Origin of the sequence: Actinoplanes ianthinogenes, from assembly GCF_018324205.1 — a bacterium.
Taxonomy (GTDB): domain Bacteria; phylum Actinomycetota; class Actinomycetes; order Mycobacteriales; family Micromonosporaceae; genus Actinoplanes; species Actinoplanes ianthinogenes.
Genome location: NZ_AP023356.1, coordinates 3,651,834 through 3,667,491 on the forward strand (window position 1 = coordinate 3,651,834; position 15,658 = coordinate 3,667,491).

14 protein-coding genes are annotated in these 15,658 nt (G+C 72.3%); 8 read left to right on the top strand and 6 right to left on the bottom strand.

Going from position 1 to position 15,658, the window contains the following annotated elements; genetic code table 11:
• The first annotated feature begins 23 nt into the window (after positions 1-23).
• Genes Aiant_RS16290 through Aiant_RS16305 form a run of 4 tightly spaced genes read left to right on the top strand, consistent with a single transcriptional unit; the run spans position 24 to position 5,391 of the window.
• A complete protein-coding gene (locus Aiant_RS16290) occupies positions 24-1,520 on the top strand; it encodes a GGDEF domain-containing protein (protein ID WP_189328692.1) in 1,497 nt (498 codons plus the stop codon).
• Positions 1,521-2,777 carry a PQQ-binding-like beta-propeller repeat protein gene (locus tag Aiant_RS16295; protein WP_189328691.1) on the top strand — a complete coding sequence of 419 codons (1,257 nt, stop codon included), beginning with the start codon at positions 1,521-1,523 and terminating at the stop codon, positions 2,775-2,777.
• Positions 2,774-4,060 carry an outer membrane protein assembly factor BamB family protein gene (locus Aiant_RS16300; RefSeq protein WP_189328690.1) on the top strand — a complete coding sequence of 429 codons (1,287 nt, stop codon included), beginning with the start codon at positions 2,774-2,776 and terminating at the stop codon, positions 4,058-4,060. The genes Aiant_RS16295 and Aiant_RS16300 overlap by 4 nt, the downstream gene beginning before the upstream one ends.
• 26 nt (positions 4,061-4,086) lie before the next feature.
• Positions 4,087-5,391 carry an outer membrane protein assembly factor BamB family protein gene (locus tag Aiant_RS16305; RefSeq protein WP_189328689.1) on the top strand — a complete coding sequence of 435 codons (1,305 nt, stop codon included), beginning with the start codon at positions 4,087-4,089 and terminating at the stop codon, positions 5,389-5,391.
• On the opposite strand, the gene prfA is transcribed toward Aiant_RS16305, so the two are convergent.
• Positions 5,375-6,466, bottom strand: coding sequence for a peptide chain release factor 1 (gene prfA / locus Aiant_RS16310; protein WP_189328688.1), 1,092 nt, complete (start codon positions 6,464-6,466; stop codon positions 5,375-5,377). The genes Aiant_RS16305 and prfA overlap by 17 nt on opposite strands.
• 83 nt (positions 6,467-6,549) lie before the next feature.
• A complete protein-coding gene (rpmE, locus tag Aiant_RS16315) occupies positions 6,550-6,774 on the bottom strand; it encodes a 50S ribosomal protein L31 (protein ID WP_189328687.1) in 225 nt (74 codons plus the stop codon).
• A gap of 253 nt (positions 6,775-7,027) precedes the next feature.
• Here rpmE and Aiant_RS16320 point away from each other — a divergent pair, with 253 nt between their 5' ends.
• From Aiant_RS16320 to Aiant_RS16335, 4 genes are all read left to right on the top strand, one after another.
• On the top strand, positions 7,028-7,867 hold the full coding sequence (locus Aiant_RS16320; RefSeq protein WP_189328686.1) for a helix-turn-helix domain-containing protein: 840 nt from the start codon (positions 7,028-7,030) through the stop codon (positions 7,865-7,867).
• A gap of 107 nt (positions 7,868-7,974) precedes the next feature.
• Complete coding sequence (locus Aiant_RS16325; RefSeq protein ID WP_189328685.1) at positions 7,975-9,045, top strand: RNA ligase; 1,071 nt, start codon at positions 7,975-7,977, stop codon at positions 9,043-9,045.
• Complete coding sequence (locus tag Aiant_RS16330; protein ID WP_189328684.1) at positions 9,042-9,938, top strand: phosphatase domain-containing protein; 897 nt, start codon at positions 9,042-9,044, stop codon at positions 9,936-9,938. The genes Aiant_RS16325 and Aiant_RS16330 overlap by 4 nt, the downstream gene beginning before the upstream one ends.
• 1 nt (position 9,939) lies before the next feature.
• Positions 9,940-10,560 carry an RNA ligase family protein gene (locus Aiant_RS16335; protein WP_229829830.1) on the top strand — a complete coding sequence of 207 codons (621 nt, stop codon included), beginning with the start codon at positions 9,940-9,942 and terminating at the stop codon, positions 10,558-10,560.
• Here Aiant_RS16335 and Aiant_RS16340 read toward each other — a convergent pair.
• The 4 genes from Aiant_RS16340 to thrB form a co-directional block, all read right to left on the bottom strand.
• Entirely contained in the window at positions 10,557-11,093 is a 537-nt protein-coding gene (locus Aiant_RS16340) for a hypothetical protein (RefSeq protein WP_189328683.1), read from the bottom strand. The genes Aiant_RS16335 and Aiant_RS16340 overlap by 4 nt on opposite strands.
• Before the next feature lie 9 nt (positions 11,094-11,102).
• Positions 11,103-12,272, bottom strand: a complete 1,170-nt coding sequence (locus Aiant_RS16345; protein WP_189328682.1) for a nitric oxide synthase oxygenase — start codon at positions 12,270-12,272, stop codon at positions 11,103-11,105.
• Positions 12,273-12,405: 133 nt separating this feature from the next.
• On the bottom strand, positions 12,406-14,400 hold the full coding sequence (gene rho / locus Aiant_RS16350) for a transcription termination factor Rho (RefSeq protein ID WP_189328681.1): 1,995 nt from the start codon (positions 14,398-14,400) through the stop codon (positions 12,406-12,408).
• A gap of 297 nt (positions 14,401-14,697) precedes the next feature.
• Positions 14,698-15,642 carry a homoserine kinase gene (gene thrB, locus Aiant_RS16355; protein WP_189328680.1) on the bottom strand — a complete coding sequence of 315 codons (945 nt, stop codon included), beginning with the start codon at positions 15,640-15,642 and terminating at the stop codon, positions 14,698-14,700.
• Positions 15,643-15,658: the final 16 nt, after the last annotated feature.

Here is a 15,658-nt window from a genome sequence, read left to right on the forward strand (position 1 = left end):
GCCGAGGCCGTGGGAGGCGCCTGGTGGGTTGGTTGGACCAGCTCGCGGAACATGTCGACGACCTGCGCCGGGCCGGGCGGCTCCAGCAGGACGGGCGCTCGGCACGGGCCCTGCCGATCCTGGACGCCGTGCTGGCCGACACCACCGATCCCACCACCCGGGCGTACGCGCTGGTCCAGCGCTTCGGCGCGCTGATCAACCTGGGCCGGGTGGCGGAGCTGGCCACCGCGATGGCGGCTGTCGCCGAGGCGGTCCGCGAGGTGCCCGATCCCTACCTGCGCGGCCAGATGCACGCGTTCGCGGCCCTCGGCGCCCACCTGCAGAGCAATCTGGACCGGGGCGTCACCCACCTGGTGCAGGCCTCCCGCGCGCTGGCCGCGGTGCCGGAGCGGGACGAGGAGACCGCCTGGGGCTGGCACGACCTGGCCATGGCCTATTCCTATCTGGGTTTCCACGGGCAGGCGCTGACCGCGATCGAGCAGGCCCGCGAGGTCGGCGCGAGCGCCGGGCTGGCGCCGGAGGTGTTCGCCGCCCCCGGCATCCGGCTGCGCAACGCGGTCGCCCTCGACCACCAGGGCGACACCGACGGCTGCCTGCGGGTGCTCCGCGACATCGACGCCGAGCTCTCCCGGTACCTCGCGACCGACCAGCTGCGCCCGGGCAGCCGCGCGGTGTACGGCTACGCGCTGGCCCGCCGCGCCGCCCTGGGCGAGCCGACCGAGGCCGGCGCGGCCACCTGGCTGACCGGCGGCGGCGACAGCGTCCGCACCCGGGACCTGCAACACCTCGGCGCGGTCTGCCTGACCATCGCGGCCGGCAAGCCGGAGCGGGCGCTGACCATGCTGGAGGCGATCCCGGTCTCGGCCGAGGTGCTCGGCGCCCCCGAGCCGGCCCGGCTGCGCAGCATCTGCCACGCCAGCGCCGGTGACCACGCCGCCGCGCACGCCGCCGACCGGTACGCGTTCCGCCTCGTCGCCCAGCGCGTCGACCAGCTCCGGGACGGCTACCTGGACGGCGTCGCGGCCCGCCTGGACGCCCAGGAGACCCAGCGCGACCCGGGGCGGTACGGCGACGAGACCCTCAGCGACCCGCTCACCGGCCTGCCCAACCGGCGGGCGCTGGAGCACTACGTGGACGGCCTGCTGACCCGGGGCGAACGGGCCGCGGTCGGGGTCTGCGACATCGTCGGCTTCACCACGGTCAACCTGCGGCACGGCCGGCACTGCGGCGACCTGGTGCTGCAACGCATCGCCGGGGTGCTGGCCCGGGTGATGCGCCGCGGCGACTTCGTGGCCCGGTTCGCCGGTGACGAGTTCGTGCTGGTCCTGCCGGGCGCCGGCCCGCACCACGCGGCCGAGGTGGCCCGCCGGATCAGCGCCGCCGCCGCGGTGGAGAACTGGCAGGTGCTGGTCCCCGGCACCCCGATCGGGCTGGCCGCCGGCTGGTCCGAGGTGGGCGCCAACGGCCGCGGGCTGAGCGCCGCCCTGGCCGCCGCCGCGGCGAGCCGGAAACCCACCTAGATGGCCGTGATCGAGCTCGGCGAGCTGACCACGGAGCACCCCGTCCAGGACTCCCGCATCCGGCCGCGTCCCCTGCTCTGCGCCCTGCTCGCCGTGCTCACCCTGCTCGCCGTCACGGGCTCGGCCCGCCCGCGCCAGGACGCCGGCGGCCGGGTCCTCTGGTCCGCGCCGTCCGGGATGGACGATCTGATCAGCGTCGCCGGCGACACCGTCTTCCAGAGGCGCACCGGCTGGCAGTCCGACCTGGTCCTCTACGACCTGACCACCGGCGCCCGGCGGTGGGGCACCGGCGACGTGCCCTTCGACCGCTTCCTCGCCGCCGGACCGGTGGTGCTGCTGGTCACCGACCCGGAAATCGGTGTACCCGGCCACGCCGCGGGCGCCGTCACGGCCCGGCGCACCACCGACGGCGGCGTCCTGTGGCACCGCCCCGGGACCGCGGTGACCTGGGACGGCGACGCCGTGCTGATCGCCGAGCACGACGCGCACGGCCGGACGGACCGGCTCAGCCGGGTCCGGCTCGCCGACGGCACCCCGGTCTGGCGCCGCCCGATCGCCCCGGCCGACGTGGTGCAGCTGGAGAACCGGATGGCGGGCACACCGAGCCGGATCCTCGCGGCGACCGACGGCCGGATCGATCTCTACCACTGGGCGGACGGCACGCCGGACGGTTCCGGCCGGCTGCCGGTCCGGGCCACCGACATCCTGTACGCCGTCGACGGCGACCTGCACGCCAGCATCGGCGCGGCGCTGCGCCTGTACGACCTGGGCGGCTTCCGCGACCTCGGCACCTTCGGCGGCACCACCATCGCCCAGGTCATCGGCTGCACCCCGCTGATCTGCCGGATCGACGCCGGCGGAGCGAGCGCGACCGACCCGCTCACCGGCCGGGAGGTGTGGCGCCTGCCGGGCGCGACCCAGATCGACCTGGTCACCGCCGACCGGGTGCTGCTGTCCGACCCGGACGGCCTGTCCCGCACCCTGGTGGACACGGCGACCGGCCGGGTGCTCGCGAGCCACGTGCCCGGCAACGCCACCACCGAGTACACCGCCCGGCCCGCCTCGGTGCTGCTGCTGCGCGCCACCGGCACCCCGGCCGGGCAGACCTCGGTGGTCCGGCTCGACCTGGCCACCGGGTCCTGGCGCCTGCTCGGCCTGGTGCCGCCGGTCGGCGACCCGAACCGGTGCACCACCGCCGGCGCGCTGCTCTTCTGTCAGGAGAACGCCCTCATGTACGCGATGACGGTGCCCGGATGACGATGATCGACCTCGGCGACCTCAGCGATCTCAGCGCCCCTCGCGACGAGCCGCCACCACCGGCGTTCCGGCATCGCCGCCCGGCCGTCGCCGCGCTGGTCGCCCTGCTCTGCGCGCTCGTCCTGGGCGCGTCGGCCACCCCGGGGCCCGCGCTGGTGCACGACGTGTGGCGCCTCCCGGCCGACCAGCAGGACAACCTGGCCACCACCGGGGACACGCTCTACTACTCCCGCGCCACCGACGGCCGGACCGTGGTGTACGCGTACGACCTGGCCACCGGAGCGCTCCGGTGGACCCGGGACCTGCCCTGGATCTCCGGCACCAACCTGGCGAGCTTCCAGGCGGCCGACGGCATGCTGCTGATCGGCGACATGCCCCGGGTGGCGCTCGGCGACCCGCCCACCGGCGCGATGTACCCGGGCGGCGCGACGGTGCTGGACGCCGCCACCGGCGAGGTCCGCTGGCGGACGACGAGCGAGGTGCAGCAGACCACCCCGGAGAACGTACTGCTCGCCGACCGGGACACCCGGGGCGAGCTGACCACCCTGCGGCTGGTCTCGGCGTACACCGGACAGACGCACTGGACGCGGCCGGTGACCCGGGTGTTCCGGGTGGACGTCGACGCGACCCGGGTCATCACCACCTCCGAGGCCGGCGAGGTCGGCGTCTACCGGTACTCCGACGGCGTGCCGATCGCCCGGGGCCGGGTGGCCTGGAGCACCGGCGACGAGCTCGGCACCCAGGCGCTGGTCCACGACGGGCGGTTCATCGTGACGCGGACCGATCCGCTCGGGGCGACGGTCACCGCGTACTCGCTGAGCGACCTGAGCCCGGCCTGGAGCCAGCGGACGCTGCGCTCGTCGCTGATCACCGACTGCGGACCGGTCCTCTGCCTGTCCCGGGGCGCCGACGTGGCCGGGCTCGAACCGGCCACCGGCGCCATCCGCTGGGTGCTGTCCGGGCAGGGTGTCGTCAACCGGGTCGGCGCCGACCGGCTGCTCTCCGCCGGCACCGAGGCGGACGATCCGGTCCAGATGCTGGTCGACGCGGGCACCGGCCGGGTGCTCGCCTCCCTCGGCACCGGCTGGCCGGCCGACGACCTGCTGATCCGCAGGACCACCACCGCACCGTTCCGGACCGTGCTCAGCCGGATGGACCTGACCGCCGGCCGGGCCGTCACGCTCGGCACGATCGAGTCGACCGAGGGCTTCTACTGCTCCGTCGCCGGCCGCCACCTGGTCTGCCTGCGGGCCGGCCAGATCGTGGTCACCGCGGTCGGGTGACCGGGACACCTAGGATCGGCCACACCATGACGATGATCGACCTGGGCGACGTCAGCGGGCCCGGCGCCCCCGAGGCGCCGGTCGCGCCGCTCCGGTTCCGGTGGCGCGCCGTGTCCCGGGCCGCGGTCGCCGTCCTCGCGGTGCTCTGCGCGGTCGGCCTGACCGGCTCCGCGCGACCCGGTCCGCCCCGGGTCCACGAGCTGTGGTCGATGCCGCTGCGCGACGGCGGGTATCCGAACTACGTCGACGACCAGGCGGTGCTCTTCCAGGTCGATCCGGGCGGGGCGTCGCTGACCGCGTACGACCTGGGCACCGGCCGGGTCCGCTGGACGACCCCGACCGGGCCGGAGGCGACCTGGGTGATCCCCGGTGAGGCGGCCCACCGGCTCTACGTCGCCGGGCACAGCCGTTCCCTGGAGAAGGGCGACTACAGCGTTCCCTATGCCACCGACACCCTGGCGCTGGACAGCCGTACCGGGGCGGTCCGCTGGCGGCACGCCGGGCAGATGATGACCGGCGACGCGACGACCGCCCTGCTCGCCGACCGGGACGACCAGGCCCGGATCACCGCGCTGCACCTGGTCCGGGCCGCCGACGGCGCCCCGGTCTGGGACCGCGTCGTCGACCCGGCGCAGGCCCTGATCATCCCGGAGGACCTGGACGCTCCGGACCGGGTCGTGACCGTCTCGGCGGCCGGGGCGCTCACCACGTTCCGCTACACCGACGGCACGCCGCTGGCCGGCCGCCGGATCGCCCCGCTCACCGACCCGGAGTGGTCTGCCGTGCTGCTCGACGGGCGGCTCGTGCTGATGCGGTTCGGCGCCGCGCCCGCGGTGACGGCGTACCGGACGGACACCCTGGACGTGCTGTGGAACCTTCCCGGCCTGAGCCCGGACCTCAACCCCTCGCCCTGCGGCCCGGTGCTCTGCGTGGGCACCGGCATGGTCATGCACGCGCTGGACCCGGAGACCGGCAAATCCGTCTGGGAGATCCCGCAGCTGGGCGCCTCACCGATCAACGATCACCTGCTACTGACCAGCGCGCCCGGGGCGAACAGCTCGATGCTGGTGGAGGCCACGACCGGGCGGCCACGCACCGGCAAGATCGACGGGACCGTGCTGGGCCTCCCCCGGGACGACGGCACGCTGCTGGTGCTGCGGCCGTACGGATACCCGGTGATGCGGACGGCGATCGTCGAGCTGGACCCGGAGACCGGCCGGACCAGGGCGCTCGGCTCGACCCCGTACATCGGCGGCAACTGCCAGCCGGTCGGACGCTACCTGGTCTGCGTGGACAGCGTCGACCAGCTCCGCGTCACTGCCGTCGGCTGAGCTCGGTGTCGCCGGCCAGCCGGGCCTCCCGGTCCGCCGCGGCCAGCGCGTCCAGCACCCCGTCCAGCTCGCCGCCGAGCACCAGATCCAGGTTGTAGGCCGTGTAGCCGATCCGGTGGTCGGTGATCCGGTTCTGCGGGAAGTTGTACGTCCGCACCCGCTCCGACCGGTCCACGGTCCGCACCTGCGCCTTGCGCGCGTCACCGGCCGCCGCGTCCGCCGCCTCCTGCGCCTGCGCCAGCAGCCGGGACCGCAGGATGCGCATCGCCGACTCCTTGTTCTGCAGCTGGCTCTTCTCGTTCTGGCAGCTCACCACGGTGCCGGTGGGGAGGTGCGTGATCCGCACCGCGGAGTCGGTGGTGTTGACCGACTGCCCACCCGGCCCGGACGACCGGTAGACGTCGATCCGCAGGTCGCCGGGCTGGATGTCGATGTCGACGTCCTCCGCCTCGGGCAGCACCAGCACGCCGGCCGCCGACGTGTGGATCCGGCCCTGCGACTCGGTGACCGGGACGCGCTGCACCCGGTGCACGCCGCCCTCCCACTTCATCCGGGACCAGACGCCGTGGCCGCCCTCGGGCGCGCCCTTGGTCTTCACCGCGACCGAGATGTCCTTGACCCCGCCCAGGTCCGACTCCTGCGAGTCGATCACCTCGACCACCCAGCCGCGGCGCTCCGCGTACCGGGTGTACATCCGCAGCAGGTCACCGGCGAAGAGCGCGGACTCCTGGCCGCCCTCCCCCGCCTTGATCTCGATGATCACGTCCTTGGCGTCGCTCGGGTCGCGCGGCATCAGCATCTCGCCGAGCTTCTCCTCCAGCGCCGGGAGGGTGGCGGCGACCGCCTCGGCCTCCGCCGCGAACGCCGGGTCCTCGGCAGCGAGCTCCTTGGCGGCGGCCAGGTCCTCGCGCGCGGCCTCCAGCTCGGCGTGCGCCGAATAGATCGGCGCGAGCTCGGCGAACCGCCGGCCGACCCGGCGGACCAGCGCCTGGTCGGCGTGGATCGACGGGTCCTCCATCCGCTTCTCGAGGTCCGCGTACTCGGCGAGAAGCATGGTCAAACGGTCGTTGCTCATCGATCTCTCCAAGGTCTGCGGACAAGCGGCCACATGCGAACGGCGCCCGCCCCGGTTTCCCGGGACGGGCGCCGTTGAAGCAGTTACTTCTTCTTCGCGGCGTTGACCTTGGCGTACTTCGCCTGGAACTTCGCGACCCGGCCCGCGGTGTCGAGAACGCGCTGCTTGCCGGTGTAGAACGGGTGGCAGGCGCTGCAAGTCTCGACGCGGATCTCGCCGCCCTTGGCGGTGCTACGGGTGGTGAAGCTGCTGCCGCAGGAGCAGATGACCTCGGTGGTCGTGTACTCCGGGTGGATACCGCTCTTCATGTCTTCTCGGTCCCTCTCGCAATGTCGGGCCGCCGGGTCGTCCTGTGATGTATGAGGACGGGAACCGGAACCCTTACTGGCCGATGTACCAGTCTGCCATGCCTCCCGTACCGGCCGGAAATCAGGAGGTGCAACTGGTTTCGCCGTCGATAACGTGAGCGCCCCTCCCGGAATTCCCGAGCCACCTCCCACCGGCGTTCGACCGTGATGCGCATCACTGCTCTCATAGTCTCACGGCAACTAGTCTCACGACATGTCTTCGCTCATGCGATCGCGACAGAACGGCCGATTCCTTCCCGATCCGCGCACCGCCCGCCTGAAGCACGACATCTTCGCCGAGGATCTGCCCAGCTCTGCCTGGCTCGCCGGACTCCTCGCCGCGGACGGACATATCAGCACAAACCTGAAGGGCCTCACCATCGCCCAATCGGGGCCCGGCGGACGAGCGTTGATCGAAGAGATCCGCCGACTGACAAATCACAGGTTGGCCATATCCGTGCAGCAACCCGCACGGGGACGACCCTCCTACTCGATCCACTTCAGTTCCGCGCAGATGGTCAGCGACCTCCAGCAACGCTTCCGGATAACCACACGCAAGTCACTGACGTACGAGTGGCCCGACCCGCCCGGCCACCTCACCACCGCTTTCCTGCGGGGCTATGTCGACGGTGACGGATGCGTGGGCATCTACCCCACGCCTCAGGGCAACCCGATGCTGCATCTGTCCTTCGCCGGTACACCCCACTTCATCCAGGGCGCGATGCGAACCGTTCCAGCGCACGGCCTCTACCGCGTGATCAAACGCTGCAAATCATTGGCGGAGGCTCGCTACAACGGGCGGCACGCGTGGCGGGCGGCCAACTGGATCTTCTCCGACGCGGCCCTGTTCCGGTCAGAGAAGGCACGAAACGTCGACCGTTACCGCGCGGTTCTGGAAACGGATCCGCCCGCCTGGCACGAATGGGCACGACAGCGGGCGGTCGCGATGTCACACCTCGGCGCAGGCGAGACTGTCGCCGCCGCCGCCGAGGCGGCCGGCGTGTGCGAGCAAACCGTCTACACCTGGCTCGCCCGTCGGCGAAACGGCCGTTGATCACGCGCAGCGGCCCGTCGTACCAGGCACAAATCGCGAGGTACAACCGATTTCAGCCTCGCTAACGTGAGCGCTCCTCCGGGAATCTCACCCTGAAAGGGCGCTCCATGACGCTGCTCCACGACATCCTCGATCCGGCGGAACTCGCCGAGGCGGTCGCCACCGGGCTGGTCCGGCCGCAGCGTCATCCCCGCCTGCCGCTGACGATCTACAACTACACGGAAGCCTGCCAGTACTCCGCCGCGTGGACTCCGGTCACGCTCACCTGCCGGGGCCTTGTCGTGGACGCCTCGGGACGGGTTTTGGCGCGCGCGTACGAAAAGTTCTTCAACCATTCCGAGTCGCACGCGCCCGCCCTGGACCCGGAAGCGGCGGTCGCCGTCACCGACAAGGCGGACGGCAGCCTCGGCATCATCTATCACGACGGCTCCGGCTTCGCCGTCGCGACCAGGGGATCTTTCGCGTCCGACCAGGCGATTCACGCGACCGACATCTTGCGTACGCGATACGCGTCGTTCACGCCGCCGGAGGGCCTGACCGTGCTGGTAGAGATCATCTACCCGGGCAACAAGATCGTCGTGGACTATCAGGGGCTCGACGATCTGGTGCTGCTCGGCGCGGTGGAGATCGCCACCGGCCGGTCGCACGGCCCGGACGCGGTGCCGGACTGGCCGGGCCCGGTGGTCGAGACGTTCGGCTACGCCACGCTGGCCGAAGCGCTCGCCGCGCCGCCGCGCGACGGCCGGGAGGGCCTGGTCGTGCACTTCACCGACGCCGACCAGCGAGTGAAGATCAAGTACGCGGACTACGTGCGGCTGCACCGCCTGGTGACCGGACTCACCCCGCGGTCGGTGTGGGAGATCCTGGTCACCGGCGGCGACCTGGACGCCCTCCTGGAGCCGCTGCCGGACGAGTTCCACACCTGGGCCCGGGGCGTCGCCGCCGGGTTGACCGCCGAGGTCGAGGCGCGCGCCGCCGCGGTCGAGGCGGCCTACGCGGAGATCGTCGCCGGCCTGCCGGACGGATGGGGCCGCAAGGAGTTCGCGCTCGCCGCGGTGCGCAGCCCGCACCGGGGTGAGTTGTTCCAGCGCCTGGACGGGCACGACTACCGTCCTGGCCTGTGGCAGCGGGTCCGGCCGTCGGCCGACCGGACGCCCGCCCGAGGAGCCGAGGAATGACACGACTGCTGATCACGCGCGGCCTGCCCGCGTCCGGGAAGACCACGTTCGCCCGCAAGCTCCAGCCGGGCGTGGTCCGGGTCAACCGGGACGACCTGCGCCGCATGCTGCACGGGCAGCGCCTGTTCACCCAGTGGGCGGAGGCGCAGGTGACGCACGCCCAGCGGGCCGCGGTCGAGGCGCTGCTGCGTGCCCGGGCGAGCGTCATCGTCGACGACACCAACCTGCGGGCCAAGGTGGTGCGCGAGTGGGCCGAGACGGCCGCCCGGTTCGGCGCGTCGTTCGAGGTGCACGACTTCACCGACGTCCCGCTGGAGGAGTGCCTCCGGCGGGACGCCGACCGGCCGGAGGACGACCGGGTGGGCGAGGGCTCCATCCGCCGGATGCACGAGCGCTACCTGGCCGGCCGTAATCTGCCGCTGCCGGTGCCGTTCGTCGACCCGGGCGGTCCGGGGCTGGTCTACGAGCCCGACCCCGAGCTGCCGCCGGTCGTGCTGGTGGACATCGACGGGACGGTCGCGCTGATGACCGGCCGCAGTCCGTACGACTGGAGCCGGGTCGGCGAGGACGCCCCGAACCCGGCGGTGATCGAGGCGGTCCGGGCGATGCACGCGGCCGGGCACGCCGTGGTCTTCTGCTCCGGCCGGGACGAGGGGTGCCGCGCGGAGACCGAGGCGTGGCTGGAGTTGTTCGTCGGCGTGCCGTACGAAGCTCTGTTCATGCGCCCGGAGGGTGACAGCCGCAAGGACGCGGTGGTCAAGCGGGAGATCTTCGACCGGGAGATCCGGGACCGCTGGCGGGTGGTCGGGGTGTTCGACGACCGGCAGCGGGTGGTACGCATGTGGCGTGCGCTGGGCCTGACCGTCTTCCAGGTCGCGGAGGGGGACTTCTGAGGTGGTGAAGTATCCGCGTACGTTCCATCTGCCCGACTCACCGGGCGCCTCCGACGACGACCGGATCCAGACGGACCTGTCGTGGCTGGACGGCGAGCTGGTGGTGACCGAGAAGATGGACGGCGGGAACCTCACCTTCACCCGGGACGCGATGTACGCCCGCTCGGTCGACTCCGGCACCCAGCCGTGGGACCGGCCGGCCAAGGCGCTGTGGGCGATGACGTCCTGGCAGATCCCGGACGGGTGGCGGGTCTGCGGCGAGTCCATGTGGGCCCGCCGCAGCGTCGCCTACACCGACCTGCCCGGGGTGTTCCTGGTCTTCGGCATCTGGGACGAGACGGACACGTTGCTGGGCTGGGACGACACCGTGGACTGGGCGCGCCGGCTGGAGCTGCCGATGGTCCCGGTGCTGTACCGCGGGGGCAGCCTGTCCGAGGCCCGGTCCGCCTGGTCGGCGCGGCGGACCCCGGACGACTCCGAGGGGTTCGTGGTGCGTGCGGCGGGCCGGATCCCGGCCGCCGAGTTCCCCGTCAAGCTGCTGAAGTGGGTGCGCGCGGACCATGTCCGCACCGAGGCGTCCTGGCGGCACCGCGACGATTTCGCGGTCAACGAGTTCGCCTAGGCGTGGTCCGGCGGCAGGAAGCCGGTGGGGTCGGTGCCGTCGGTCCAGCAGACCTCGTACCCGTTGTGCTCCTTGTCGAGCAGGCAGCAGGCCGCGCCGGCCTCCTCCGCCAGGCCGGTGAACAGCCGCCGCACGCTGGGTGAGCGTTCGAAGAGCAGGCTCATCCCGGTGGTGGCGGCGGTGAAGTCGAGCTTGGCGTATCCCGGCCGGCGACCGCCCTCGAAGAAGACGGTCAGGTAGATGTAGCCGATCGCGGCCCGGTCACCGCCCGGCTCGTCGAGGAACTCGCGGATCTCGTCGTCACCGACCTCGAACATCAGTGAGGTGTCCAGGTTCAGGGTGCGCCCGTCCGAGCAGTCCACCGGGTCGCCCCGGAAGTTCGAGGTGAACGGCACGGTCAGCCGGGCGCCGCCGGGAAGCAGGACCGGGGTGGCCGCCTTCTCCCCCGGTGGCGCGAGGTCCACGACGGCTTCCAGGGCCCGGCGGACCCTCGTGGCCGGAAGGTGGATTTCATACGCATAGTCCAAACCCATCCGGACAAACTACTGATGATGCGGGCATCTCCGCATACCCTCCCGCGCCAGCGCGGCGGCCTCGTCGTCCAGATAGAAGTTCGGCCGCAGGTCGAGCTCCTGGTAGTAGCGGTGGAAGACCGGGGTGATCCCGCCGGACATCGGCGGCACGATCCACGTCCAGTCAGCCGGTACGGGTCGTCCGGCCTTTTCCTCGTTGCTCAGATGTTTGAGGAAGCGCTGCGACTCGGTGTGGTGGTCGCTCATCTTCACCCCGGCCTGTTCGAAGCTGTGCAGCACGGCCCGGTTCAGTTCGAGCAGGGCCCGGTCGCGCCACAGCGTGGACTCCCGGCTGGTGTCCAGGCCGAGCCGGTCGGCGACGACCGGGAGCATGTCGTACCGGTCGGCGTCCGCCAGATTCCGGGCGCCGATCTCGGTGCCCAGGTACCAGCCGTTGAACGGGGCCAGCGGGTAGTGCACGCCGCCGATGGTGAGCCGCATGTTGGCGATCGTCGGCACGGCGTGCCAGCGCAGCCCCAGCTCGGTGAACCAGCCGAGCTCGGGGTGGGTGATCGGGACCTCGCGGATGGCGCGCTCGGGCAGCTCGTACAGCCGGATCCCGTCCGCCGGGGTCTCGATCACCAGGGGCAGCACGTCGAACGCCTCACCCTTGCCCTGCCAGCCGAACGCCCGGACCGCGGTGGTGAACTCGCGCAACCGCGGATCGCCGACCGACTCGCCGCCCTCGGTGCGGTATCCGGCGTACCGGATCAGCTGCTCGTTCCACACCCGGGCGTACGGCTGGCCCGGCTGGGCCGGCGCGAAGACGCTGATCACCGGCCGGATCTGGGTGTCCCCGGCGGTCTGGAGGTGCTGCACCAGCAGCGAGTAGATCTCGTCGGCGGTCCGGGCCCGGCGCCGGTCCAGCACCAGCAGGCTGCGCCAGTACAGCCGGCCGATGCACCGGCTCGCGTTGCGCCAGGCCATCCGGGCGCCGTGGGTCAGCTCGTCCGGGGTGTGCGTGTAGGTGCCGGTGGCGGCGATCTGCGCGCGGACGATGGCCAGGCGTGCCTCGACCGGGCCGAGCCGGGGGTTCTCGGTGTAGCACCGGCGCAGGAAGTCCTCCGCCTCACCGGGGTCGACGGGTGCGTCAGGGTCCCAGGGCTCGGTCGGGTTGTCCCGGTAACCAGGCACGATCATCGGGGTCCTCCGGCGGATCGAGGGATGGGGATACCGGAGGTTCGCACGACCACGTACGGGCTGAATCAGACAAGCTGTGCGATAAAAGCCGCGAGGCCCACCCGATCGGGTGGGCCTCGCGGCTTTTATGCGTTTACTCGCCAGGCGTCGACTTGGCGATCTGCATCAGGAACTCGATGTTGGTCCGGGTCTGCTTGAGCCGGTCCAGCAGGAGGTCCAGAGCCGCGCCGGACTCCAGCGAGCTGAGCACCTTGCGGAGCTTGTGAATGATCGCCAGCTCCTCCTTGCCCATCAGGATCTCTTCCTTACGGGTGCCGGAGGCGGAGACGTCCACGGCCGGGAAGACGCGCTTGTCAGCGATCTTCCGGTCCAGCTTGAGCTCGGCGTTGCCGGTGCCCTTGAACTCCTCGAAGATCACCGTGTCCATCATCGACCCGGTCTCCACCAGCGCGGTCGCGAGAATGGTGAGCGAGCCACCGTTCTCGATGTTGCGCGCCGCGCCGAGGAACCGCTTCGGCGGGTAGAGCGCGGTCGAGTCGATACCACCCGACATGATCCGGCCGGAGGCCGGCGCCGCCAGGTTGTACGACCGGCCGAGGCGGGTCACCGAGTCGAGCAGCACGACCACGTCGTGACCCAGCTCGACCAGCCGCTTGGCCCGCTCGATGGCGAGCTCGGCGACCGTGGTGTGGTCCTGCGGCGGACGGTCGAACGTGGCCGCGACGACCTCGCCCTTCACCGACCGCTGCATGTCGGTGACCTCTTCCGGACGCTCGTCCACCAGCACCACCATCAGGTGGCACTCCGGGTTGTTCCGGGTGATGGCGTTCGCCAGGGCCTGGAGCACCATCGTCTTACCGGCCTTGGGCGGGGAGACGATCAGCGCGCGCTGGCCCTTGCCGATCGGCATGACCAGGTCGATGACCCGGGTGGTGAGGATGTGCGGCTCGGTCTCCAGCCGCAGGCGCTCCTGCGGGTAGAGCGGGGTGAGCTTGTAGAACTCGGGACGCCGGCGGGCCTCGTCGGGCTCCATCCCGTTGATGGTGTCCAGGCGGACCAGCGGGTTGTACTTGTCCCGCCGCTGCTCGCCGTCGCGCGGGGCGGAGCGCACCGCGCCGGTCACCGCGTCGCCGCGGCGCAGCCCGTACTTCTTGACCTGCGACATCGACACGTAGACGTCGTTCGGCCCGGAGAGGTAACCGGTGGTCCGGACGAACGCGTAGTTGTCCAGCACGTCCAGGATGCCGGCCACCGGGACGAGCACCTCGTCCTCGGCGACGTGCGGCTCCCGGCCACCGTCACGACGGCTGTCGTCACGCTGGTTGTCGTCGCGGTCGCGGCCGCGGCGACGGTCCCGGAAGCGGCTGCGCCGGCTCCGGCGGCCGCCCTCGCCGTCGTTGTCGTCGTCGTCGTGACCCTGGTCGGCGCGCGGACCCCGGTCGCCGGACCGGTCGGTGCGGTCGGTGCGGTCGTTGCGATCGGTGTTCCGCTCGCCCCGCTCGCCACGCTCGGAGCGCTCCCCGCGATCGCCCCGCTCGCCGTCGCGCTGGTTGCGCTGCCGGTCACGGTTACGGTCGCTGCGCTCGGGGCGCTCGCCCCGCTCGACCCGCTCGGTGGTGTCGGCCGGCGCGGTCTCGGTGGCCGCGGCGGCCGGGGCCGGCGCGGTCTCGACGGCCGGCTGAGCCGCCGGGGCGGTCTCGCGGGGCGCCGACTCACGGGCGGCCCGCTCGCGGCTGCGCCGGGACGGGCGCTCCGCGGCCGGGGCGGCCTCGGCGGCCGGCGGTGCGGCCGGGGTGGTCTCGGCCGGGGCGGCTGCGGTCTTCGGCTTCTCGGCCGGGGCCGGCTGCGCGGGGGCGGCGGCCGGAGCGGCCTCGGTCCGCGGCCGGGGAGCCGGCTCGGCGGCGGCGGATCCGCCGCTCTGCCGCTCGGTGATCGCGGTGATCAGCTCGCCCTTGCGCATCCGGGCGGTGCCGGAGATGCCCAGGGAGGCGGCGAGGCTCTGCAACTCGGGCAGCAGCATCGCGGACAGCCCGGTGCCGCCGCGGCGGCGCTTCGTGGCGGTCGCGGTGGTGCCGGCGCCGTCAGCGACGTCAGAAACACCCGACGTCACGTCGGTGGTGTCGCTCAATGGATTCCTTCCGTCGGAAAAACCCGAGTCCACCCGGAATGTGCAGCCTGGGCCGGGTGCCCTCGGAACCCGCTTCGCAGCAGCGGCGCGGGAGTTTCGTGCAGCACGGCAGCTCGACGGTATCCCTGCCCGTCATACCTTGACGGGTAGGTCTCGGCGAGTGCAGCGATCTATGGACTGCTGAGCGGCGTGAGCCTTGGTGATAGCTGAGACAGACCTGGACGGCCCAGAAATCTCGGGGGTGCGCCGAACCGCAGAGATCGCTTGCTTCGCGGCTGTGCTCGGTCTAGAGCGTAATCAACTCTTGCGACCTGCGGCAACAGGACCCCGCTCGGCGTGTTCCACCATACCCCCTTTCACAACAGCACCGACGCCGTCCACGCCCAGCACCTCGCTGTGCCAGTGCGCGCCCGGGTGGAAATCGCCCGGGACCTCGGTCAATGCCAGCACGGTCGGGCCGGCGCCGCTGACCACGGCGGCGACGCCCACCGACCGCAGAGCGGCCACCAGGGACGCCGTGCCCGGCATCCCCGCGGCCCGGTATCCCTGGTGCAGCCGGTCCTCGGTGGCCGGGAACAGCAGGGACGGATCACTGGTCAGGGCGTGGGTCAGCAGAGCGGCCCGGCCCGCGTTGAACGCCGCGTCCCGGTGCGGCACCTCGGCCGGGAGCGCGGCGCGCGCGGTCGCGGTGTACCCACGCTCGGACGGGACGAAAACCGTCGGGCGCACGCCCTCGGCCGGGGTGAGCCGGACCGCCCGGGCGCCGCCCGGCTCGGTCCAGGCCACGGTGAACCCGCCGAGCAGGCAGGGCGCCACGTTGTCCGGGTGCCCCTCGATCCGCGCCGCGATGCGCAGCGCGGCCGCGTCGTCGATCAGCTCGAGGCCGCCCTCGACCAGCCCGCGGGCCAGCTGCACGCCGCCCACGATGGCCGCCGACGAGCTGCCCATGCCGCGCGCCTGCGGGATCCGGTTGACGCAGGTGACGGCCAGGCCGGGGGGCCGCTCACCGAGCTCGTCGAAGGTGGCCAGCATGGCCCGCACGACCAGGTGCGACTCGTCGGACGGCAGCTCACCGGCGCCCTGGCCGCTGACCTCGACGGTGTATCCGGACTCGGTCACCCGCGCGGTGAGGTCGTCGTAGAAGGTCAGCGCCAGGCCCAGCGCGTCGAACCCCGGTCCCAGGTTGGCGCTGGTCGCCGGGGTGCTGACGGAAACCGGATCGGTGACGAAGGTCAGGCCCATCGCCACATGCTAGGGC